This is a genomic window from Paenibacillus lacisediminis (assembly GCF_046567315.2).
Genome location: NZ_JBKIAX020000003.1, coordinates 390,972 through 411,111, shown reverse-complemented (window position 1 = coordinate 411,111; position 20,140 = coordinate 390,972). Strand labels below are relative to the sequence as shown.

Annotated in this window: 20 protein-coding genes and 2 pseudogenes; 5 read left to right on the top strand and 17 right to left on the bottom strand. The window is 48.4% G+C overall.

The genetic code is table 11. The annotated features are described in order from the left end of the window. Positions 1–14 precede the first annotated feature (14 nt). Together ACLD72_RS08030 and ACLD72_RS08025 are read left to right on the top strand one after the other, a co-directional pair. Positions 15–1,037, top strand: coding sequence for a FecCD family ABC transporter permease (locus ACLD72_RS08030; RefSeq protein WP_410998938.1), 1,023 nt, complete (start codon positions 15–17; stop codon positions 1,035–1,037). Beyond that, on the top strand, positions 1,034–2,047 hold the full coding sequence (locus ACLD72_RS08025; RefSeq protein ID WP_410998936.1) for a FecCD family ABC transporter permease: 1,014 nt from the start codon (positions 1,034–1,036) through the stop codon (positions 2,045–2,047). The genes ACLD72_RS08030 and ACLD72_RS08025 overlap by 4 nt, the downstream gene beginning before the upstream one ends. A gap of 302 nt (positions 2,048–2,349) precedes the next feature. On the opposite strand, the gene ACLD72_RS08020 is transcribed toward ACLD72_RS08025, so the two are convergent. The 6 genes and pseudogenes from ACLD72_RS08020 to ACLD72_RS07995 form a co-directional block, all read right to left on the bottom strand. Next, positions 2,350–2,985, bottom strand: a complete 636-nt coding sequence (locus ACLD72_RS08020) for a hypothetical protein (RefSeq protein ID WP_410998934.1) — start codon at positions 2,983–2,985, stop codon at positions 2,350–2,352. 109 nt (positions 2,986–3,094) lie between these two features. Then, positions 3,095–3,256: pseudogene (locus ACLD72_RS08015) on the bottom strand (RCC1-like domain-containing protein); the annotation flags it as partial. A gap of 285 nt (positions 3,257–3,541) precedes the next feature. Beyond that, positions 3,542–4,291, bottom strand: a complete 750-nt coding sequence (locus tag ACLD72_RS08010; RefSeq protein ID WP_410998932.1) for an ABC transporter permease — start codon at positions 4,289–4,291, stop codon at positions 3,542–3,544. Beyond that, positions 4,292–5,053, bottom strand: a complete 762-nt coding sequence (locus ACLD72_RS08005; protein ID WP_410999199.1) for an ABC transporter ATP-binding protein — start codon at positions 5,051–5,053, stop codon at positions 4,292–4,294. It abuts the gene before it with no gap. 173 nt (positions 5,054–5,226) lie between these two features. After that, the gene (locus ACLD72_RS08000) at positions 5,227–5,568 is read right to left on the bottom strand and encodes a DUF1048 domain-containing protein (RefSeq protein WP_410998930.1); all 342 of its coding nucleotides are present in this window, start codon (positions 5,566–5,568) and stop codon (positions 5,227–5,229) included. 42 nt (positions 5,569–5,610) lie between these two features. Then, positions 5,611–5,931 (bottom strand): PadR family transcriptional regulator, encoded by a 321-nt coding sequence (locus ACLD72_RS07995; protein ID WP_410998928.1) that lies wholly within the window; start codon positions 5,929–5,931, stop codon positions 5,611–5,613. 266 nt (positions 5,932–6,197) lie between these two features. Here ACLD72_RS07995 and ACLD72_RS07990 point away from each other — a divergent pair. Continuing rightward, positions 6,198–6,794 (top strand): annotated as a pseudogene (locus ACLD72_RS07990) (amidohydrolase family protein); the annotation flags it as partial. Here ACLD72_RS07990 and vanX read toward each other — a convergent pair. The 9 genes from vanX to ACLD72_RS07945 all read right to left on the bottom strand — a co-directional run bounded on the left by vanX (position 6,769) and on the right by ACLD72_RS07945 (position 15,479). Continuing rightward, positions 6,769–7,419 carry a D-Ala-D-Ala dipeptidase VanX gene (gene vanX, locus ACLD72_RS07985; protein ID WP_410998926.1) on the bottom strand — a complete coding sequence of 217 codons (651 nt, stop codon included), beginning with the start codon at positions 7,417–7,419 and terminating at the stop codon, positions 6,769–6,771. The pseudogene ACLD72_RS07990 and the gene vanX sit on opposite strands and share 26 nt — an antisense overlap. A 4-nt stretch (positions 7,420–7,423) precedes the next feature. Then, a complete protein-coding gene (gene vanA / locus ACLD72_RS07980) occupies positions 7,424–8,455 on the bottom strand; it encodes a D-alanine--(R)-lactate ligase (protein ID WP_410998924.1) in 1,032 nt (343 codons plus the stop codon). Then, on the bottom strand, positions 8,456–9,418 hold the full coding sequence (locus ACLD72_RS07975) for a D-isomer specific 2-hydroxyacid dehydrogenase family protein (RefSeq protein ID WP_410998922.1): 963 nt from the start codon (positions 9,416–9,418) through the stop codon (positions 8,456–8,458). It lies immediately after the preceding gene. Between the two features lie 134 nt (positions 9,419–9,552). Beyond that, positions 9,553–10,647 carry a sensor histidine kinase gene (locus ACLD72_RS07970; RefSeq protein ID WP_410999197.1) on the bottom strand — a complete coding sequence of 365 codons (1,095 nt, stop codon included), beginning with the start codon at positions 10,645–10,647 and terminating at the stop codon, positions 9,553–9,555. Between the two features lie 16 nt (positions 10,648–10,663). Next, positions 10,664–11,368: a VanR-ABDEGLN family response regulator transcription factor gene (gene vanR / locus ACLD72_RS07965; protein WP_410998920.1), complete on the bottom strand. Its 705-nt coding sequence runs from the start codon at positions 11,366–11,368 to the stop codon at positions 10,664–10,666. Positions 11,369–11,494: 126 nt separating this feature from the next. Continuing rightward, positions 11,495–12,724: an MFS transporter gene (locus ACLD72_RS07960; RefSeq protein ID WP_410998918.1), complete on the bottom strand. Its 1,230-nt coding sequence runs from the start codon at positions 12,722–12,724 to the stop codon at positions 11,495–11,497. Between the two features lie 156 nt (positions 12,725–12,880). Continuing rightward, positions 12,881–13,354: a MarR family transcriptional regulator gene (locus ACLD72_RS07955; protein ID WP_410998916.1), complete on the bottom strand. Its 474-nt coding sequence runs from the start codon at positions 13,352–13,354 to the stop codon at positions 12,881–12,883. A 145-nt stretch (positions 13,355–13,499) separates the two neighbouring features. Then, on the bottom strand, positions 13,500–13,976 hold the full coding sequence (locus tag ACLD72_RS07950) for a class I tRNA ligase family protein (protein ID WP_410998914.1): 477 nt from the start codon (positions 13,974–13,976) through the stop codon (positions 13,500–13,502). Between the two features lie 15 nt (positions 13,977–13,991). Next, a complete protein-coding gene (locus tag ACLD72_RS07945; RefSeq protein ID WP_410998912.1) occupies positions 13,992–15,479 on the bottom strand; it encodes an NAD-dependent epimerase/dehydratase family protein in 1,488 nt (495 codons plus the stop codon). Between the two features lie 213 nt (positions 15,480–15,692). On the opposite strand from ACLD72_RS07945, the gene ACLD72_RS07940 reads away from it, so the two are divergent. Continuing rightward, a complete protein-coding gene (locus tag ACLD72_RS07940; protein WP_410998910.1) occupies positions 15,693–16,349 on the top strand; it encodes a TetR/AcrR family transcriptional regulator in 657 nt (218 codons plus the stop codon). 92 nt (positions 16,350–16,441) lie between these two features. Continuing rightward, a complete protein-coding gene (locus tag ACLD72_RS07935) occupies positions 16,442–17,236 on the top strand; it encodes a nucleotidyltransferase domain-containing protein (RefSeq protein ID WP_155620073.1) in 795 nt (264 codons plus the stop codon). A gap of 72 nt (positions 17,237–17,308) precedes the next feature. Here ACLD72_RS07935 and baiCD read toward each other — a convergent pair whose 3' ends face one another. Together baiCD and ACLD72_RS07925 are read right to left on the bottom strand one after the other, a co-directional pair. Further along, a complete protein-coding gene (baiCD, locus tag ACLD72_RS07930) occupies positions 17,309–19,246 on the bottom strand; it encodes a bile acid Fe-S flavoenzyme BaiCD (protein ID WP_410998908.1) in 1,938 nt (645 codons plus the stop codon). Positions 19,247–19,375: 129 nt separating this feature from the next. Then, positions 19,376–20,125, bottom strand: coding sequence for an SDR family NAD(P)-dependent oxidoreductase (locus ACLD72_RS07925; RefSeq protein ID WP_155620072.1), 750 nt, complete (start codon positions 20,123–20,125; stop codon positions 19,376–19,378). Positions 20,126–20,140: the final 15 nt, after the last annotated feature.

The window sequence follows — 20,140 nt, the reverse complement described above, 5'->3', positions numbered from 1 at the left end:
AACGGATGATCGAAATGAAGAAACTGTCCCCGCAAAAGCTGATAAACTCTGCTTTTGCGCTTAAGCTGCTTGTCAGCTTGGTTGTGTTTGTTGTCATGTTCGCACTAGCGATTAGGCTTGGCGCCAAAAATGTTTCCCTCTCCGACATATGGAGCGCCATGTTTAACCCGCTTTTGACAGGTGGCGATATTTCCATCATCCGCGAGCTCCGTTTACCCCGGGAAGTCGGCGGCGTTCTGGTAGGGGCTGCACTTGCGGTTGCCGGGGCGATTATGCAGGTTCTAACCCGAAACCCGCTCGCCGACCCCGGACTACTCGGTCTAACTGCTGGGGCAAACGCTGCACTTGCGGTTACTTTTGCTTTTATACCTGCCATCGGTTATTTCGGAACGATGATTGCCTGTTTTATTGGCGCAACTGTTGGCTTTATGCTTGTATTCGGTATTGCTGCTCTTCGGAAACAAAACATGTCTCCCCTGCATATGGTGTTAGCCGGTTCTGCAGTATCGGCTCTGCTGACGGCAGTGGCCGAAGGAATCAGCCTTCAATTTAAGCTCTCCAAAAATGTATCGATGTGGACGTCCGGCGGACTGATCGGCACGACCTGGGGGCAAATTGCAGCAATAGCCCCGGTTATTATCATTTGCCTCGTCATTTCTATTGTGCTGTCCCGGCAGCTGACGATCCTTAGCCTGAACGAAGGAACAGCCGTGGGTCTTGGGCTTAAGATCACTCATGTCAAGATTGCGCTTTACGTGTTGATCACACTTTTGGCAGGTGCTGCGGTTGCCCTTGTTGGTAACATTGCGTTTATCGGCCTGATGATTCCGCATCTCGTGCGGGCGTTTGCCGGGACCGATTACCGTACCATTCTGCCATTGTCCGCGATCGTTGGCGGTAGTTTCATGTTGTTCGCAGATACGCTCGGGCGGATGATTAACGTCCCGTTTGAAACGCCGGTTGCAGCTATCGTGGCCGTGCTGGGCTTGCCATTCTTCCTGTTCATTGTCCGCAAAGGAGTGCGATCGTTCTCATGAAAACATCCCGTCTGTATCATAAACAACCGTTTGTCATTTCGCTCCTCGTGCTTCTTATCCTGGGCACCATCGTAGCCGGTATAGGTATCGGATCTTCCCCTGTATCGTATGGCAGGCTGATTCCGACAATCCTTGGGCACGGATCGTTCGAAGATCATTTTGTGCTCTTCTCCATCCGCCTGCCCCGGATACTAATTACGCTGCTGGCGGGTATGGCGCTTGCGTTATCCGGTGCCATTCTGCAGGGAATCACCCGCAATGAGCTGGCAGATCCGGGAATCGTAGGCATTAATTCTGGAGCTGGCGTCGGAGTTACCGTATTTTTCATCTTTGCGCCAATCGATGTCGCATCCTTCGTGTACATGATTCCGCTTATGGCATTCGCCGGGGCTCTGGTAACGGCTGTACTGATCTATGCATTCTCGTACACCCGTAGCAATGGGGTGCAGCCGATCAGGCTGATTATCACTGGCGTCGGTTTCTCCATGGCCCTCTCCGGTATGATGATCGTGCTCATCTCTTCCGTTGACCGAACCAAAGTGGATTTTATCTCCAAATGGCTTGCCGGCAACGTGTGGGGAACAGATTGGCCTTTCACCCTGGCCCTGCTTCCTTGGCTGCTCATTCTGGTCCCCTATGTGCTATTCAAATCCAGTGCGCTGAATTTGCTTGCATTAAACGAGCACAGCGCTATCGGTGCCGGCATGGCGGTTCAAAGAGACCGTATCCTTCTGATGCTGGCGGCAGTTGCGCTGGCGGCCTCGGCCGTTTCCATGACAGGCGGCATCGCGTTTATCGGCCTGATGGCTCCGCATATTGCCAGAGCTTTGGTTGGAGCACGTCATCAGCAATTTGTGCCGGTGTCCATTCTAATCGGAGGCTGGCTGCTGCTTCTGGCAGATACGATTGGCCGCAACTTAACTCAGCCGGACGGTACCGCAGCCGGAATCATGGTTGCGTTTATCGGGGCCCCCTATTTCCTTTATCTTTTGTCAAAAAAAGCATGGTAGGCGGATCTTCCCGCTAGCTGGAGGCCCGGCCGGGTTAACGGGGATGGAACGCGGGGCTTGAAGCCGCTAGGAAGAGGGGGGGAATCCTCGCGAGATGCAAAAGTGCAGGCGGTTTTTGTCGAAACTCCTCTAAACAGGTGGTTCAAATGCAAAAGTGCAGTTCATTTCCGGCAAAAGCTGCTTTTTTATCGTATAGCCCTAAATGAGATGTATTTTTGCATTTCAATCGCTCTAAAATGGTGATTTGCGGAAAATAGAATGCACTTTTGCAGTTGATCGCAGCGGATGGTGGCTTTCCCCAATTACTTATCGCTTTGTACGGTAGATAGTGAAATAAGAACCGGTCCGGCGAAATCGGAAGCGTCCTCGCCTTTGGGATTATGAAGGCGGAACAGAAAAGCGTCCCCTGGTTCTGATGTCCACACTATATAATCGCTTATACCTTCCGCTCCGGAAGCTTGAAGGTAGAGTTCCGCGGAACCAAGCGGATGTTCAACCAACTCACCGCTGTAATCGGACACCTCTCCGACTGGACCCAACTCTTCCTTACCCGCAGCTGCAAGCTGAGTCAAATCATAATCGGAAGGCAGCGGTTCAATGTCCACATAATAATCCGGATTGCTGCTTAACGATAAGCGGCCCGCAGCAGCATCAAATGCAAATTTCTCAAAGACATACAAGGAAAACCCTTCCCCCTGATGCAGGACCGCCTCCAATGACTGATTTCCCTCAGCTGTCAACAAATCAAAGCTCTTGGTTTCTGGACGAGTTGCCTCTACGGCTGGCTCCTGCTCGGATGTAGGAGGTGGAGCCGATTCAGCTTCTGGCGCTGCTGCTTCCGGGGGAGCGGAAGGCTCTGTTTCTCCTGTACAAGCGGAAAGTATGAAAACCAAGACGACAATCGGAATGCTTATCCAAAAGGGATACCGATTCTTCAATATGATCGCTCCTTTCGACCTTGACCCTACGGGTCTGGTATTCGATGTGTACAGTAAATTAACGTTCTACCACTTCCTTATGTTGCAACGATTGGCAAATGGACGCCACGCGCCAGCCGCTAACATCACATTGGCCATATTTATTATCACCCACAGCTGTCACCGTGCCGTCTGATTTAAGACCAACGGTATGACGACGCCCCGCCGCGATGGTATGTTTAGGCCACCGTTTCACCTTTAACGCTGCTTCAATCGGTGAAGTGTAATCCATGTTTTACCTCCTTGAAAACATCTACCTGATGGTAATTCCACAAAGGAGATGCACAATCACTCCCGCAGATGCGCCTATCATCATACCCCAATCCCTCTTCCCCGCCGCAATTCACTGCTGAAGCGAGTGTTGCTAGGAGATTCAGAAGAAGGATAGTTTGCATTGTCAACACCTCTTTCAGCTTGAAGATGTGGCCACTCCAACATTAACACGATACCGGAAAGCTGCGCAAAAAGTAATGGAATTGAAGCCGGCCACATCCGAAGGCTTAGCGTTTTGATGTATTTACCCCAACTGGCGTTTAAATGCTTTACTGGCGAAGAAGTAAGCGATGAGCATGATTCCGACACACCAGACAAGCGCGATCCAGATATCGTTGCCAACAGCCCCTTCATACAAGAGGGCACGAATCGCATTCACGATTGAAGTCACGGGCTGGTTCTCCGCGAACGCACGGACAACCTTCGGCATGGTTTCGGTGGGAACAAAGGCCGAACTGATAAACGGCAGGAAAATCAGCGGGTACGAAAAGGCTGTCGCCCCTTCCATAGACCCCGCTGTCAAGCCGGGAATGACCGCCAGCCATGTCAGCGCCAACATAAACAGCCCGAGGATCCCAGCTACCGCGAGCCAATCCAGGATATTAGCGCTGGAACGGAAACCCATCAAGAGTGCGACGAGGATAACTACCACAACAGTAAGCGCATTGGAAACAAGCGAGGTCAACACGTGAGCCCACAATACCGACGAGCGCTTGATGGGCATGGTAATGAAACGCGACATCAGCCCGCTCTTTACATCCGTAAACAGCCGCACGGAAGTGTAAGCGACGCCGGATGCGATAGCCATCAGCAAGATTCCCGGCAATAAATAATTGACATAGTTGTCCGTGCCTGTCTCTATGGCGCCGCCAAAAACGTAGACAAACAGCAGCATCATCATAATTGGCGTAATCGCCACCGTGATTATCGTATCCGGGCTGCGCATGATGTTGCGCATTAAACGCCCAAGCAATACGCCTGTTTTGCTTTTCATTTACATCTCCTCCTTTTTACCGATGATCGCGAGGAAAATTTCCTCCAAGGTCGGCTGCTTCTCAATGTACTCCACTTTTGCCGGCGGGAACATCTCTTTGAGTTCGGTAAGGGTACCGGTCGTGATGATTTTTCCGTTATGCAGGATAGCGATACGATCTGCCAGTTGTTCGGCTTCCTCCAGGTATTGGGTCGTCAGCAAGATGGTCGTGCCGCTGCCGGCAAGCTCCTTGACGGTATCCCATACTTCAATCCGCGCTTCGGGATCCAGTCCTGTCGTCGGTTCGTCGAGAAAAATGACGGCCGGCGTCCCGATCAGACTCATGGCGATGTCAATCCGGCGCTTCATCCCCCCGGAATATTTGTCTACCCGGCGGCCCGCCGCATCGGTCAGGCTGAATCTTGCAAGCAGATGGTCGGCGACTTGAGCAGGATTGGAAACTCCCCGCAACTTGGCGATCATCATCAGGTTTTCCCGCCCGGTGAGCATGCCGTCTAAAGCTGCGAACTGCCCTGTCAGGCTGATGCTCTGGCGAACATGATCCGGTTGACGCTGGACGTCAAAGCCGCAAATCCCTGCTTCGCCGCCATCGGGCTTCATCAACGTCGAGAGGATGTTGACCGTTGTCGTCTTGCCCGCTCCATTTGAGCCCAGCAGCGCGAAAATTTCGCCACGCCGCACCTCAAAATCCACCCCCTTTAAGACTTCCTTGTCTTTAAAGGATTTTTTTAACCCTTTTACAGAAATCGCTGCATGGCTCATCATTTTTCCTCCTTATAAAAAGTGCCTATCTTCTGCTATTTAGTCTGACTGATAATCTGTATAACTTAGTACTGGACTAAAAATATAACTGAATAGCAAGGCGGCAATTTACATTTGTAACCAGCTAATCAGTTGGTGTTGCCTATTGAACAGTTTGTGTTACATGTCTGAATTTATTTTTTTCCCAATCGCTTCATGATACTCTGATTCAAATCTTCACGATACTTGGCGACATAGGTTTTAGCATTTGCGACGAGTTCGTCGGCGAAGGATGCCACGTCTTCCCCGGTGATTTCCAGAACTTGTCTGCCTTCCGCCGCACCGGCTTCGAACAACTCGATTAATTCATACTGCATGTGCAGCATATCCATCCCGTTGCCCGCGGAGAAATTCCACATGTAGTTTTGAATTTTCTTAAATACATACTGGTAGTCCTCCGGCAGAGCTTCAACCCGTGCCATCATCATTTTGTACTCTTTTTTTTCACCAATCAATTTTTTGAACATTTCCATCATGTTATGTTTCCTCCTTTTTTAGGTGCGGAATATCTTGTGAAGCTAGTTTGACTTCAAAATGTTGATTTTTGATGATACAAAATCCCACTTTTTCCAAAACAAATCAAGTTCCTGGCGGCCAGCCTCATTAAGTGAGTAAAACTTGCGGGGCGGCCCCATATCGGACGGCTTCTTTTCGATGTTCACCAGTTTTTTCTTTTCTAGCCGCACGAGGATAGTGTAGACCGTCCCTTCCACAACTTCGGTAAACCCAAGCTCGTTCAGGCGGCGGGTAATCTCGTAGCCATAGGTTTCACGGCGGCTGATGATTTCCAGCACGCAGCCTTCCAACGAACCTTTCAGCATTTCAGTTAAATTTTCCATGTTCAAAAACCTCCTCGATTTTGCCCCTCCTCTATTTAGTCTGACTAATAATCAGTATTACATAGTACCAGGGAAAAATTTAACTTAATAGCTTTTGGAAAATCACGCTATTAAGTATTACTTATTACATGTACATTGTATTACCGAGTAGCAGAGGTGTCAACTACTTTTTATATGTGCTCATTAATTTTGATCAATAATTTCTTTAAGATTTGCTTTTCTTCGTCGGTAAGGACCTGAATGATCTCATCCTCCACCTTTTTTGAATGGTGCTTGCTCATGTTTTGACGGCTCGATCTTCGCAAACGGCTATCGATCTGGGAGTCGACGGATTGGCCCATTTGTTTATCGATAGACCCGGCTTCACGTTCGTTACGCCTTGCTTGGTATTGAATTCATCTATTCTAGGACAGCCGGCACGAGAATTGGCAAGCGACCCTCGGGTGTATTCCAAATTAAGTCCGGATTGGATCGATATTCTGAACTCCAGCTTTAATACGTATCCCCAAGGTGATATGGAGAACAGCTTAAAAAATGTCATGGATCTTCACAGAGCTGGTGTGGATATTCTGGTAGGTACAGATGTATCCCCCGTGCCTGTTCCGAACCTTGGCGGTCTTGCCCATGGTGCCAGCGTTCACCATGAGCTGCAACTGCTGATCAAGGCAGGCTTCACTCCAATCGAAGCGCTTCAAGCGGCTACCTCGAAACCGGCGCGCCGCTTCGGTCTTCACGATCGTGGCCGCATTATCGAAGGTGCGCGCGCTGACTTTATTCTCTTAAACGGTGATCCGACAACCAATATCTCGGATTCCTTGTCAATCAAATCCGTGTGGTTCAATGGTGTGCTTCAAGGTGAATGATATTAGATTTCCTGGCCAGTGATATAGGAAAATCAAAATAGGTATTGGGATATGGCTCATTTTTCAATGTATAATGCCACCATTCATACTCATAAGAGCTAAAGCCGCTGGACTCCATGATAGAACGCAATAACCGGCGGTTTTTAGCTTCAGCTTTAGTGATTCCCTTCGCTTCGTGATGGGAAATGACATCCATCAGATCAAAATCACCGCCCATCGGAACAAGCGCGTCTGTATCTAACCGATAAAGAGTCAGATCAATTGCACTACCGCGGCTATGACCCGATTGAGTCGCTACGTAACCCTGCTGAATCATTTCGGAACGGTTGATATTAGGATAATGTTTTGATTTTGTACGCCCATCTTCCGGCTCTTCAGACCACGTTAGAAAGCGATCCACAGCGCGTTGCGGACGATAACCGTCCCAGAGAAGCAAGCCATACCCAAGGACAGCCGCCTGCTCCTGTGCCACATGCAGCGCGGCAGCCAATTCGTGGGTGCCAACAATACGATTGACTTCATAACCATCGACCGGTTTTCCGGTGAAATTGTCCCATGTGGCATACTTAGCATCCCAACGAATCCCGGGGAGAACTTCATCAAGGAACACAAATCCTTTTTCCATATTCTTATCCCTCCATCGCTAATGCAACCACGCGTTCAATCACATCGGCAAGCGTTAAACCGGCGGCGGCCATCATTCTTGGATAGCGGCTGTATGAGGTGCAACCAGGCATCGTGTTGACTTCATTGAGCACGACTTGCCCGTCTTCCTGTAGAAACATATCCACACGAGCAAGCCCACTGCAGCCCAAAGCCCGATAAACCAGCTTCGCTGTTTCTTGTACCCGTTTCTTATCCTGATCTGAAAGATCGGCCGGAACCTTGATCGTAGAGTTTTCGGAACCGTTCTCCGGATTTTTCTCCTGATGGATGCGGAAGAAGCCATGGGACAACTGGATTTGATCCACTTCACCAACAAATAAGTCGTTACCGGTTCCAAGCACTGCGCAGCCTACCTCGCTGCCGGAAATCATTTGCTCAATCAGAATTTTTGAATCATATTGGCTTGCGCTTTCAATGGCTTCCGGCAATTCGTCCATATGGCATACCTTTCTGACACCAAAAGACGATCCGGAACGGGCTGGTTTAACAAAGACAGGATAAACAAGTTGCTCCGCGTCCGGCATGTCACCTTTGTTGAATGCCAAAAAATCAGGCGTAGCGATTCCTGCGTTTCTTACGATCACATAAGCCAAAGACTTGTCCATGCACAGCGCTGAGCTCTGGATATCGCAGCCTGCATAGGGAATGCCGGAAAGCTCCAACAGTCCTTGCATTGCGCCGTCCTCTCCCATTTTTCCATGCAACACAGGAAACACGATATCCAGGCGGATGATCTTGTATTCTCCCTGCTCCAACACAATTAATCCGTGGACATTTCTGTCCGGCGACAAAATGGCGGGAAGACAATTTCCGCTTTCCCAATTCGCATCGGGATAATCGCAGAGCTTCCATTCACCGGCTTTGGTTATCCCGATGTAAAGCGGATCAAATTTCTCTGGGTCAAGGTTTCTGGCGATCTCCTGTGCGGATTTTATGGAGACATCATGTTCTTCTGAGCAGCCTCCGAATAAAACGGCAATCTTGAGCTTGTTCATCTATCTTGTTCCCCTTTCGAATTCTAAGCAATTCTGAATCGTGTTCTCTACGATATCTTGCAGCGCGTGATCTGTGTAAAAAGCGGTATGCGGCGTAATCATCACATTCGGCAATTTTTGCAGCCGCGGCAGAAATTGATTATTGACCGGCTTGTTTGTACGGTCGTGATAGAATAAACCTTCTTCGTCTTCAATGACGTCCAATGCGGCGCCCCCCAGCCTCCCATTTTCCAGAGCCCAGATCAGCGCCTCTGTGTCAATAAGAGATCCGCGTGCGGTGTTAATCACAAATGCCCCGTGTTTCACGCTTTTGATTCGCTTCCGGTCAAGGATATGGTAAGTATCGGCGTTGAGCGGCATATGAAGCGTCAGGATATCACTTTGCCGCAGCAGTTCGTCCAGAGTAACATATTCGGCCTTAGCTTGCGGATACAAGTTGTAAGCCAGTATGCGGCACCCGAAGCCGTTTAGCCGATCAATCACCGCCTGCCCGATGCGGCCTGTCCCCAATACCCCCACCGTCATGTCGCGCAGTTCCCGTCCCGGTACAGCGCAAAGGTTGTAATCATGGACGTCTGCTCTGCATAAAACCGACTTTGCATTTCGTAAAGACATGAGTATTAACATCAAAGTATAATCTGCTACGCTGGCCGGCGAATAAGCTACATTACCAATAGTAATGCCAAGCTTTTCAGCCGCTTCCATGTCAATGTGGTTGCAGCCTATGCTTCTTGTGGATATATAAGCGACGCCGTTTTCTTTGAGGGCGCGAAGAGTGGAAGGCCCTACTTTCGTTTTATGGTTAACGCTTATACAGCAATTGCCTGATGCCAACGCGGCGTTTTCGGCGGATACCGCTGACTCAATGATCGTCGGTGCAACACCATAATGCGGTGAATACCTCCTGAACAGATCCGCTTCGCTCTTTTCACATCCGTAAATCGTGATCCCTGTTTTCTCCATGGTGTCAACCTTTCTTTTGCAAAATAAAAACCTGTCTGCTGTGATAAAACCATGTTATCAAAAGCGGACAGGCCGTATTTTAATATTGAGTTGTTTAATTCCTAAGAAAATCCTAACATCAGATTGAGGTTTTCCTAATCTGTAACAGGTAAAGAGACCGTAAAGGTAACTGTGTTATCTTTGCTTTGGGCCACAATGGTTCCACCGTGCAGGGTGACGATTTCTTTGGCGATGGACAACCCTAACCCGGAACCGCCAGTGCCCGCCGTGCGCGCTTCATCCAAGCGATAAAACTTCTCGAAAATAGCGTCCAGCTTGTCCGGTGGAATGGTATTGCCTTGATTTTGAAAAACGATCTTTATATCCCCCTCTATTTCCTCTGCCGAAATAATGATTTCCGTGTTTGGGTAGCTGTATGCGGCCGCGTTTTTCAAAATATTATTGAATACCCGCGCCAGCTTCACCGGGTCGCCGTACACGGTCAAATTTTCGTCGGCACGAAGTATGGTGGTAATTCCTTTTTCGGAGAGGATCGGATAAAACTCGTCTGTCATTTGCACAAGCATGTAGTAAAGGTCGATCGTTTCCTTTTCCAGCTTGATTTGCTGCAAGTTGTACCGGGTGATTTCAAAAAACTCGTTGATTTGTTCCTCCAAGCGATAGGCTTTGTCGAGTGTAATGTGAGTATATTTAGTCCTCTGCTCCACGGGCATATCGGGCGCCTCGCCCAATAAACTCAAGTAACCAATTACAGATGTAAGCGGAGTCCTGATGTCGTGGGCCAAATAAACAACCAAATCATTTTTGCGTTGCTCCGCTTCCTGAGCAGCCTTCTTCTGCCTTTTCAACTTGTCCTTTATGGTATTCAGACGATTTTCCATGAATTCCATCTCCGGGGAGAGGGATATTCTATCCTCTGAATCTTCCACAAGCCGATCCATGCCGGAGCTGATTTCATCAAAATGTTTTGTGAACCAGGAGATCGTGAACCAAGAAAGAATGACCAGAAAAACCAGGGTCAAAAGAAGCAGAATGAGATCTAAGTTATTGCGAAATACATAATGATAGATGAGCAGTGCATCGGAGTTGTTCAGATTAAAAGTATAAATCAGGAATTGAACGATGCGATCTCCAATCTGTCCCCGCAAAATATCCCGCATCAAAAGGACGGTAAAAACAGCAATGACCGTAATCAGCAGCATTTGTAAAAAAGCTTTTCGCTTCAGCATTGCATAATTGCCCTTCTTATTGCTTTTCAATTTTATAGCCGACCCCCCATACGGTTTTGATATACTTTGGTTTTTCTACAGTGTCGCCCATTTTTTCACGCAAGTGACGGATATGGACGGTGATCGTATTGTTGCTTTTGCTGTAATACTCGTCCTTCCAAATCTCGGAAAAAAGTTCCTCGGCACTCACCACTCTGCCCTTTCGCTCCAGTAAAATGCGGAGAATGGAAAACTCGGTGGGCGTCAGTTCAAGAGGTTGTTCATTCAGTAGGCACTCATGCGTGGTTACATCCATAACCAAACCTGAATGGACGATTACAGGCTCAGGGACAGGTGCAGACTGCATCGTGTTGTATTTTTTATAGCGCCGCAACTGTGCTTTTACACGCGCTACCATCTCAAGCGGACGGAACGGTTTTGTGATGTAGTCGTCGGCACCCAAGGTTAGCCCCGTAATTTTATCCGTCTCTTCATCTTTGGCCGTCAGCATAATGATGGGATAGGTATGCTGTTCCCGTATTTTCCGGCAAAGCGTAAAGCCATTGATGTCCGGCAGCATAATGTCCAGAATGGCCAGGTCAAGCTCCGTCGTTTCAATGCAGGCAAGAGCCTCCTTTGCAGAGTAAAACTTGAACACTTCATAATTTTCATTGCGCAGATACACTTCTATTAAATCCGCTATTTCATGTTCATCGTCAACAACGAGAACTTTAGCGCACATGATTTTCAGCTCCTTTCAGACAGAACACAACATCCTACTATTTTACTAAATTCGCTAACTAAATTTATGACTTCCAGCTTGAGAAATTCTTAAGATTTTCATAAGGCCCATTCATTTAAATTTTACCTACACATGCGTACCCTTATACAAAACTGGTATAGCCGCTGCTATAAGGATCATCCCCATAAAAGCGGGTGCGGCATGTCCAAGCGATACATAGATTTGACCTCCAATGATAGGCCCAATTATTCTTGCTAAAGCCTGAATAGATTGGCTGCCTCCTTGAATCCTTCCTTGCTCACTGGGATCGGCAGACTTGGAGAGCATCCCATTAAATGAAGGCCCGAAGATCGAATCGCCAAAACCAAATATAAACATTCCAGCAATAATAAGCGGATAGAACGAGAACAAAGCGGATAGCGCAATAAGACCGTAGCCCATAATCTCCGAAACCATCCCAAGAATTGCTATTTGTGCATCACTGCGTTTTTTCAGGAGCTGTGGCATGATGAAACCTTGGGAAATGATGTCCTGGACGCCAATAATAGAGAACATAAGTCCGATTAGTGCAGGCTTCCAGCTAAAAGTATCCATTGTAAATTGTGAAAAAACGGCCTGTAAAGATCCATTGGGTATCCAAAGTAAGAACGCTGAGACAAGCAGCCTTTTTAAGTTTTTCATGGAAAGTACGTTTACAAGCTGGGTGAATGGATTCAGTCTTACAAAGGTGATCTTTTTCAGTCTATTATTTTTGTCCAGGCTTTCAGGCATAAAAAAGAATCCATAAACAACATTTAATAAAGCGATGATTGCTCCGAAATACATGGGTGCAGAATAATCAAATCTGGCAAGTAATCCGCCTAGAGTCGGGCCAATGACGGTGCCTACACCTACAACCGCACTCATCCATCCAAAGTATTTGGTTCTCTGTTCTGGAGGAATGATGTCGGCAAAATATGCGAAGATCGTGCTTATGCTCCCGCCTGTTATACCTTCTATTATGCGTCCGGCAAATAGTACCCATAGGGCCCCTCCTATGCCAAAAACGAAATACCCGATTGCGGAACCCAATAGGCATATTAAGAGTAATGGACGACGGCCATATCTGTCGCTCAAAGCTCCAAGTCCGGGGGCGGCAAAAAACACACAGACTGCATAAACAGAGGTCAGCAGCGTAACAACTATAGCTTGATCTCCCGGATGGCTTATATATGGCTGCACTAAGAAGGGGACGACAGGTGTTATGATACTGAAGCCTATTCCGCAAAGAAACACAGACATAAGACCGAATATTAAAGCCTTTTTATCAACGGCTTGTACCGTGTTCTGTTCATGGCGTGATCTAAATTTAAACACTTAAATTCTCCTCTCAAAAGATGCAATTTTGCTTCCTTGGAAACAAAATCATCGTATCATCATTTTGCTTCCTTGGCAACAAAATAAAAGCAATAAAAAAGCAGCCCGCTCTCTATAGAGCCCGGCTGCCTGTGGTTTGATTTTCATGATTCAAATTTATTCCGACTTCATATCTAGACCCTGTTTCTTTATTTCTGCATCCAAATGCCTGCTATACTTTTCCATGAAGCGAAGCATACCGTCAAATTGTTCCTCGGTTACCTGCGCAAATACGGCTTTATCCCGCTCTTGAAACTCTTTGTGCAGTTCCTCATGGATTTTATAAATGACTTTCCCTTGCTCAGTAAGCCTAAAATAGATTTCTTTCTTGTTTTCCGGCTTCTGATAGCTTTCGATAAGGCCTTTTTTTATGAGCTTCTTAGTTAATTTACTTATAGCGCCGCTAGTCATATAAAAGGCTTCCGCAAGTTTTGTCACGTTGGAATCAGCATTTTTTTCAATGTATTCGATGCAATGGACTTCAGAAGGCTTATAACCCTTAAGACTGTCTTCCATCTTAATCTTATTAAGCCAAGCCATCTTGTTAAATAAGTCCCTGAAATTCATTATGACCTGTTCTTCTTTGTTCATGGCCTGTCCTCCCAGCCGTTGGTGCATTAACAACATAAAATAATAATTTTTTAATGGATTTGACCTTTAGAGTGTTCGTCTCCATGCCTCTACCTTACCAAAAACAAGAACAGAGTGGTAGTCCTGCTACCACTCCGAAAGATTTTCATCGATTTAACTGGACGAGAAGCCGTTGTTCCTCTTCCTCAATCCTTTCGGGAGAGATCCGTTCAAATAAGTGGCTTACGTTGCGAATCATTTTCCCTGCCGGAACCACAACGGGTTCCCAATTCGCTTCGTCCAGTTCGAGAAACTGGCGAATCTTTTTACAAGCCGCAGGAATGAACGGATTCAACAGATTCCCGAGGTTGGCGATAATTTGTGTGCAGGTAAACAGTGTTTGGGCGCATTGATCCGGGTTTTCCCGATAAGTAACCCAAGGCTTTTCCTCGTCAAAGAATTTGTTAGCCTTGCGAATATTTTCGAAAATCAGATCCAGCGCATTCTTGAAACGTGCTGCTTCGATCAACTCTCCACAACGCGCGTAGAGGTCATTTAAAGTTGTGGACCACTTCGCATCCGGGGCTCCTACCGGTACCTGAGAATTGAAGGATTTTACAATAAAAGCTAAGGTCCGGTTCACGAAGTTCCCGAACGCCTATTTCTCCAGTCCGTCAAAAATGCTCTCATCGTAATAGTTCGCTTCGTTCTTATCATGCAGCGGATACCACACCTGGGCAAAAAACGGATTGCGCTTCGCTTCCTCGTTGTAGTTCCAAGGAGCCGGCAGGCAGTGCGGACACCAGTGTCCGCCAAGCAATACAAGGGTTGGACTGGCCTCGAATTCATGTCCAAAGGCGCACTTCCAGCTCAGCTTTGTGGTCAAATCTCCTTTTTTCATGGATGAGGTTTGGCATTCCCCTCCTCTGAACTTTGCCGCATCCATCATATCCGAAAGCTCCAGTTCTTCCTTGGGCTTGTTCTCGTCATACCCGTGGTTCAGGCGCTGCGGAGTTTGGGACGGCTGCGGATAAGAATAATTGTCCCAAGAAGGGAGTTGCTCCCATGCCTCCTTGGAGCCGAAGAAAGCGGTTATGCGATCTTGCACATTGTGATTGATCCAGTGCAAGGTGCCGAACTCTTTCTTGGCCACAGGCTCCATCACGAACTTCTTCATCACAAACGCCGGAACAAACTTGGCCATTTTCAGCTTCAACGGCGCATTATGTTTCAGCTCCTCCAGAAACTCTTCCACAGATCCGCTTCTGAAATGCAGGTATTCCTCCAGCACATCCGAGTCCTCGTACCATTGTCCATGGAAATTTCGGGTTGCAAACCAATTGAGATCCACTACCTTCCTGAAGTCTTTAACCCCCAAAACCCCAAAGCTTTTCTGCATAAAATCATAATTGACCGTTCTATACTTCTCCCCGCCGCCAATATTGTAAATTCTTCTCCAGAACTCTTCAGGAACATCCTCTTCGCAAGCGTTCGCCAACAGCCGGCCCGAATCCATGGCCGTGACCCACTCGAACACGCCGTTCACCGGCTCGTGAAACATGATCGGGTCCATCCCGTTCAGAATGCCGCTGTACAGCACCCCGGTCTGCCGCAAAGAAACCCAATATTTCAGCCCTGACTCGATCACCATGCGTTCGGCGATCGTTTTGCTGATCGCGTAATTGTCATAAACGCTGATTTTGATCGGATCGCCGGTTCTCCCCCAATGAATGGGCGGATTGCGGTCTCCCGTCTCGGCGACGGTTCCGATATAAACCAGCCTGACGCGATCCGGATCCGGCCCCGCCTTGATCGCCTTCAAAATATTTTCAACCGCGCCCACATTGACTCTGGTTGTCAGCTTGGGACGGTAATCCGCCAAGGGAGAAACCATCCCGCCGACATGCAGCACATAATCAGCGCCGGATACTCCTTGAAGCACGTCCTCGTAACGGGTTAAATCCCCCCAAATGATTTTGAGTCCTGGCTCATTTTCGTATTTGGCCATCACTTCCCTGTCTTTGGCGGTCGGTAGCACCAGCGCTACAATGTCGAACCGGTCCCGTCTTTGCAGCAGCTGTTTCAGACCTTCCTGCCCCATATTACCGGACGCCCCCGTCAAAAAAACCGTCTTCTTTTTCTTCATCAAAGATGCCTCTCTTTTCCCGTAAAGTTTGAGTTAATATGGCGATCCATTTATTTGATATTTTTTATATCATTATGATAGTTATAATATCATTTTTGTGTATTCCTCGCAATTTCTCTGGTCTTCGCAAATTGACAGTCTGCATGAATTTTGGTAGCATTACCTAATTCCATATTCGGACTTAGAAATCTAAATCAAGAGAAAGGAGTACTCATGCAACCAAAACTCAGACTGGAAAAAGAACGGACCAAGACAAGGGAATTGCGGCGGCAGAGCATCATCGAAGCGGCTAAGAATGTATTTATGGAAAAAGGCTTCGAAAATTCCACCATGCAGGACATCGCCCTCGAATCCAGTCTTGGCATCGCCACGGTGTTCCGCTATTTTCCAAAAAAAGAAAAGCTGATTGTGGCCGTCGCATCGGAGATTGTCGAAATCCAAAGGGAATTTTTCGCTGCTATCGTATACGGTGAAGGCACCTGCTACGAAAAGCTGAGCAGGCTGTTGGACGAGTTGAACTTTTTCGAACAAGATCTTCATCAGAAGAACTCCAAATTAATTGAGGCCTTCGAAAGCTATGTCGCCATGGCCAACTCGCCTGTGGAAGATATTGGGCAATATCAAACCATTTACGAGGAAATGATGGAACTGTTTGCGGAGCTAGGGAATCAGGGAGCTCGGGACGGAACGGTTCGCTCCGATATCGACATCGTCGACACTTTGCTCACCATGATGAATGCGTTCGGCAATTTCTCAAAAAAAATGGCCATGGTTCATGGGATCTCAGAACTCCAGACGTTTGTGGACGAGTCCAAGCAATTCGCGATTATGAAAAGCGTATTTATGGAGTACCTGAAACCCAAAAATTGAATCTTAAGGTAAATGGCGGATTTGCATATAGTTCAGCCCCCTCTCTTCTGTTATCGTAGTATCATTCCAAGAAGAACAGGAGGTATATTTAGATGTTTGAACATCACAAGCGTGCTTTGGACAATCTGGTAAATCACCTTCGGCCTGATCCTTCCATTCTTGCTATCATAACAGGAGGTTCCGTCGCGCAGGGAAAAGCTAAAGAAACATCCGACGTTGATGTATACTTGCTGATCGATGACGAGTCTTTCTCCGAACGAAAAAAAACTCACAACCTGACGTACATCAACCAAGACAAAAACATTTGCGCATACGAAGGCGGCTATATCGACGGCAAATTTATTAACCGGCAGTTTCTTGAACTGGCGGCCAAACGCGGCAGCGAGCCTACCCGCGCTTCGTTTATTGGATCAAGGACATGGTTTTCGCGGATACCGGATCTGGATGCACTTCTGGCAAAAATTCCGGTGTATCCCGAGGCCAATCGGGAGAGAAATATCAGAGATTTTTTCGCGCAGGTCTTTTTATACGGCTTTTACTTTTCCGATGAAGCCGTCAAGAAGAACGATTCGTATTTGCTGGCCCATACCGCAAGCAATCTCGTACTTTTCGGCGGTCGAATTATTTTGGCGCACAACCGCATCCTGTACCCTTACCATAAATGGTTGCTGAATGCCGTCGAAAACGCGCCCGAAAAACCCGACAATTTTATCGAAATGGCGAACGATCTTCTGAAACAACCTACAGCAACGAAATGCAAAAGCTTTGCTGCCATGTTGCTAAATTTCCGGGATCCCGGATTTGCCCCCGAGCTCTCGCCCGCTCTTTTTTTGGAGAACAGCGAATGGAACTGGCTCGACCATGAGCCTCCATTGAGCGACCGATAGTTTACAAAAGTTATTATATTATTAAAGGAGCAGTCGCCCGGCGAACCGCTCCTTTATACTTCCCTGACCGTATTAAACGATTCTTGCGATTTGGTTGGCCTCGGCAACGGCATCCAGCGCTCTGCGTGCACGCACCGCATCCCCTATTACATGGTATGGAATACGACGTTCCTCACAAAAGACACGGATGCTCTCATAATTTCGCGCCCGGGATCCGATGGCCACGACAACGGAGTCGCAGGGATACTCCGTAATTTGGCCTTTGCTTTCGATCATCACGCTATGTTCCTTGATCTCCACGCATTTGGCGTCCGTTACGATGTGTACGCCGGAAGAATTCAGATTCTCCATCACGCAGATCGCACGCAGTTCGCCCAAATCCCTGGCGACTTTATCCAACATTTCCACGACGGTGATATCCGAAGCCTTGCCGTGCAAATATTCCGCGACCTCCAATCCTACCAGCCCTCCTCCGACGACAACAACTTTGCCGGTAATGGCTGATTTCCCGTAGAGAACGTCGTGAGAGTTCGTTACTATGGGCAAATGGCTGCCGGGAACCTTCAATTCCATTGGAGCGGAACCAACGGCAACGATTACTTCGTCGGGTTGAAGGTCCTCCAGGAGCGTAGTGGTGACCGGTGTTCCAAGTCTGACCTCGATCCTTTCTTTGACCACTTGTTCGCCCCGGGATAAGGCGGCATCCTTCATTTCCTCTTTCCTCGGGGCCTCACCGGCAAGCGCGAATTGCCCCCCCAAAGCCCCTGTAGCCTCGCACACGATCGGATGATGGCCTCTGCGTTTCAAGATCATCGCCGCCTCCAGGCCGGCAATGCCGCCGCCTGCGATCACGACTTTTTTGGGATTGTCGGTTGGCGTCAGCTTATATTCAACTTCTCTTCCCAAAGCCGGGTTTCTCAAGCAAGTGATAAATGGAACCTCGCTGGAGACAAATCCGTCGTAACAGCCTTGATTGCACGCAACGCAATGAACGATATCCTCGGCTCTCCCGGACTGCGCTTTATTGCAGAATTCGGGATCGGCCAGCTGACCGCGCCCAATTACAACCATATCCGACTTGCAGCTTGCCAGAATCTCCTCTGCTTGAGCCGGATCATTGATCCGTCCCACCGCGATGGTGAGCATTCCGGTTTCCTTCCGGATTCTGGCGGCGTTGTCAACGTTGAACCCTCTGGGAAGATCGATCGGAGGGACCTCGTATTTAATAGCCTGGGAGGAGAAGTTGCCGCGTGAAACGTCCAGAACATCGACGCCGGCAGCCTTTGCCATGTTGCAAAACTCAATCACTTCTTCTATGGTCAAACCGCCTTCCAGATAATCATCGTGCGCGTCAATTCGCATAAAGAGCGGCATCTCTGCCGGTATGTTCAGGCGTATAGCCTCGATACACTCGATAAGGAATCTGGCCCGGTTCTTTAACTCCCCGCCATATTCATCCGTTCTGCGGTTAAAGAAAGGACTAAGAAAAGAATGTGGCGTATAATTATGACCGGCATGAAATTCAATCGCGTCAAAACCGGCTTCAACAGCGCGTCTGGCGCCGTCGCCAAACGACTTGGCCGCTTCCTTCAGCGTGGCGATGTCGGCGCCGGGGATCGTATACTCCGTCCCTTCCACAGGAACGGGACTGGGAATAATGATCATCTGTTCGGGATCGCTGGCAACCGCCATGCCTCCAAGCCATAGCTGTATTCCCGCCTTCCCTCCGGCTTCGTGAATCGATTCCGTCAGTTGCTTTAGGCCAGGGATGTACTTGTCATCGGAAATGGCCAAAAATTTCTTGGAGGAAGCGGGCCCGTAAACCGAACATACTTCGGTGAAGTTTAAACCGCAGCCCCCTTCGGCTCTGGCTACATGATAATCGATAAGCTGCTGCGATACGAACCGGTCCTCGGTGGGCATCTTGGTTCCCATCGCCGGGAGAATAACCCGGTTCTTTAAAGTTAATCCCCTGATTTGAATCGGACTGAAAAGAGTGCTATACGCCATATCCATTCATCCCTTCGTCACTTTTTCTGCGCAAGAACACATAATGTGATAATTTTCACAATGAAACAAGCTAACCGGCGCCTACGGGACGATAATGTCCGATAAAGCACCGGCTTGTTCCTTAAGGGATTATTTCGCGTAGTAACCGCCGTCGATCGGCAGCTCCACTCCCGTAATGTAGGAAGACTCATCCGACGCCAGGAACAGGACGCCACTCGCGATATCCTCCGGCTTGCCCAGCCGCTGAATCGGCGTTTGGGACAGGAACCATTGCCGCATGGTCTCATCCTTAAGCAAATCGACCGTCATCGGAGTCTCGATGTAGCCGGGGTGGATGGAATTCGCACGAATGTTATGCTTGGCGTAGTCTACGGCCGTCGCCTTGGTCAGCATGCGAACGGCACCTTTGCTTGCTGTATAGGGCCCCGTTCCGCTGCCGCCGGTCAATCCCGCTATCGATGAGATGTTGATAATCGAACCGCCGCCTACCTCGATCATATGCGGAATGACATGCTTCTGTCCCAAGAAAACGCTCGTTACATTGATCGACATAATCTTCTCCCAGTTTTCGACCGTCTGATCCAGGAACGGCGTCGAATCGGACACGCCCGCATTGTTGACCAGGATATCAATCTTGCCAAATTTCGCGGCCGTTTCGTTTACGACGCGAATCCAGTCCTCTTCGGAAGCCACGTTTTGCTTGAAGCCGATCGCTTCGCCTCCGTTCTCAGTGATCTCGCGCACAACCTCCTGAAGTTTGTCCTCCTGCATGTCCGTAATGGCCACCTTCGCGCCTTCCTTGGCGAACAGCAGCGCGTCCGCTTTCCCCATTCCGCCGGCGGCGCCGGTAATAATCGCAACCTTGTTGGCTAGTCTCATAAGGACACCTCAATC

What these genes read in the sequence shown, in the direction of transcription:
- vanR (WP_410998920.1), bottom strand. Translation starts at nt 11,368, where the DNA reads ATGTGCGCTAAAGTTCTCGTTGTTGACGATGAACATGAAATAGCGGAT.
- ACLD72_RS07945 (WP_410998912.1), bottom strand. Translation starts at nt 15,479, where the DNA reads ATGAAGAAAAAGAAGACGGTTTTTTTGACGGGGGCGTCCGGTAATATG.
- ACLD72_RS07975 (WP_410998922.1), bottom strand. Translation starts at nt 9,418, where the DNA reads ATGGAGAAAACAGGGATCACGATTTACGGATGTGAAAAGAGCGAAGCG.
- ACLD72_RS08005 (WP_410999199.1), bottom strand. Translation starts at nt 5,053, where the DNA reads ATGAGCCATGCAGCGATTTCTGTAAAAGGGTTAAAAAAATCCTTTAAA.
- ACLD72_RS07940 (WP_410998910.1), top strand. Translation starts at nt 15,693, where the DNA reads ATGCAACCAAAACTCAGACTGGAAAAAGAACGGACCAAGACAAGGGAA.
- vanA (WP_410998924.1), bottom strand. Translation starts at nt 8,455, where the DNA reads ATGAACAAGCTCAAGATTGCCGTTTTATTCGGAGGCTGCTCAGAAGAA.
- baiCD (WP_410998908.1), bottom strand. Translation starts at nt 19,246, where the DNA reads ATGGCGTATAGCACTCTTTTCAGTCCGATTCAAATCAGGGGATTAACT.
- ACLD72_RS08025 (WP_410998936.1), top strand. Translation starts at nt 1,034, where the DNA reads ATGAAAACATCCCGTCTGTATCATAAACAACCGTTTGTCATTTCGCTC.
- ACLD72_RS07955 (WP_410998916.1), bottom strand. Translation starts at nt 13,354, where the DNA reads ATGAACAAAGAAGAACAGGTCATAATGAATTTCAGGGACTTATTTAAC.
- ACLD72_RS07925 (WP_155620072.1), bottom strand. Translation starts at nt 20,125, where the DNA reads ATGAGACTAGCCAACAAGGTTGCGATTATTACCGGCGCCGCCGGCGGA.
- ACLD72_RS07995 (WP_410998928.1), bottom strand. Translation starts at nt 5,931, where the DNA reads ATGGAAAATTTAACTGAAATGCTGAAAGGTTCGTTGGAAGGCTGCGTG.
- vanX (WP_410998926.1), bottom strand. Translation starts at nt 7,419, where the DNA reads ATGGAAAAAGGATTTGTGTTCCTTGATGAAGTTCTCCCCGGGATTCGT.
- ACLD72_RS08030 (WP_410998938.1), top strand. Translation starts at nt 15, where the DNA reads ATGAAGAAACTGTCCCCGCAAAAGCTGATAAACTCTGCTTTTGCGCTT.
- ACLD72_RS07935 (WP_155620073.1), top strand. Translation starts at nt 16,442, where the DNA reads ATGTTTGAACATCACAAGCGTGCTTTGGACAATCTGGTAAATCACCTT.
- ACLD72_RS07970 (WP_410999197.1), bottom strand. Translation starts at nt 10,647, where the DNA reads ATGCTGAAGCGAAAAGCTTTTTTACAAATGCTGCTGATTACGGTCATT.
- ACLD72_RS08010 (WP_410998932.1), bottom strand. Translation starts at nt 4,291, where the DNA reads ATGAAAAGCAAAACAGGCGTATTGCTTGGGCGTTTAATGCGCAACATC.
- ACLD72_RS08000 (WP_410998930.1), bottom strand. Translation starts at nt 5,568, where the DNA reads ATGATGGAAATGTTCAAAAAATTGATTGGTGAAAAAAAAGAGTACAAA.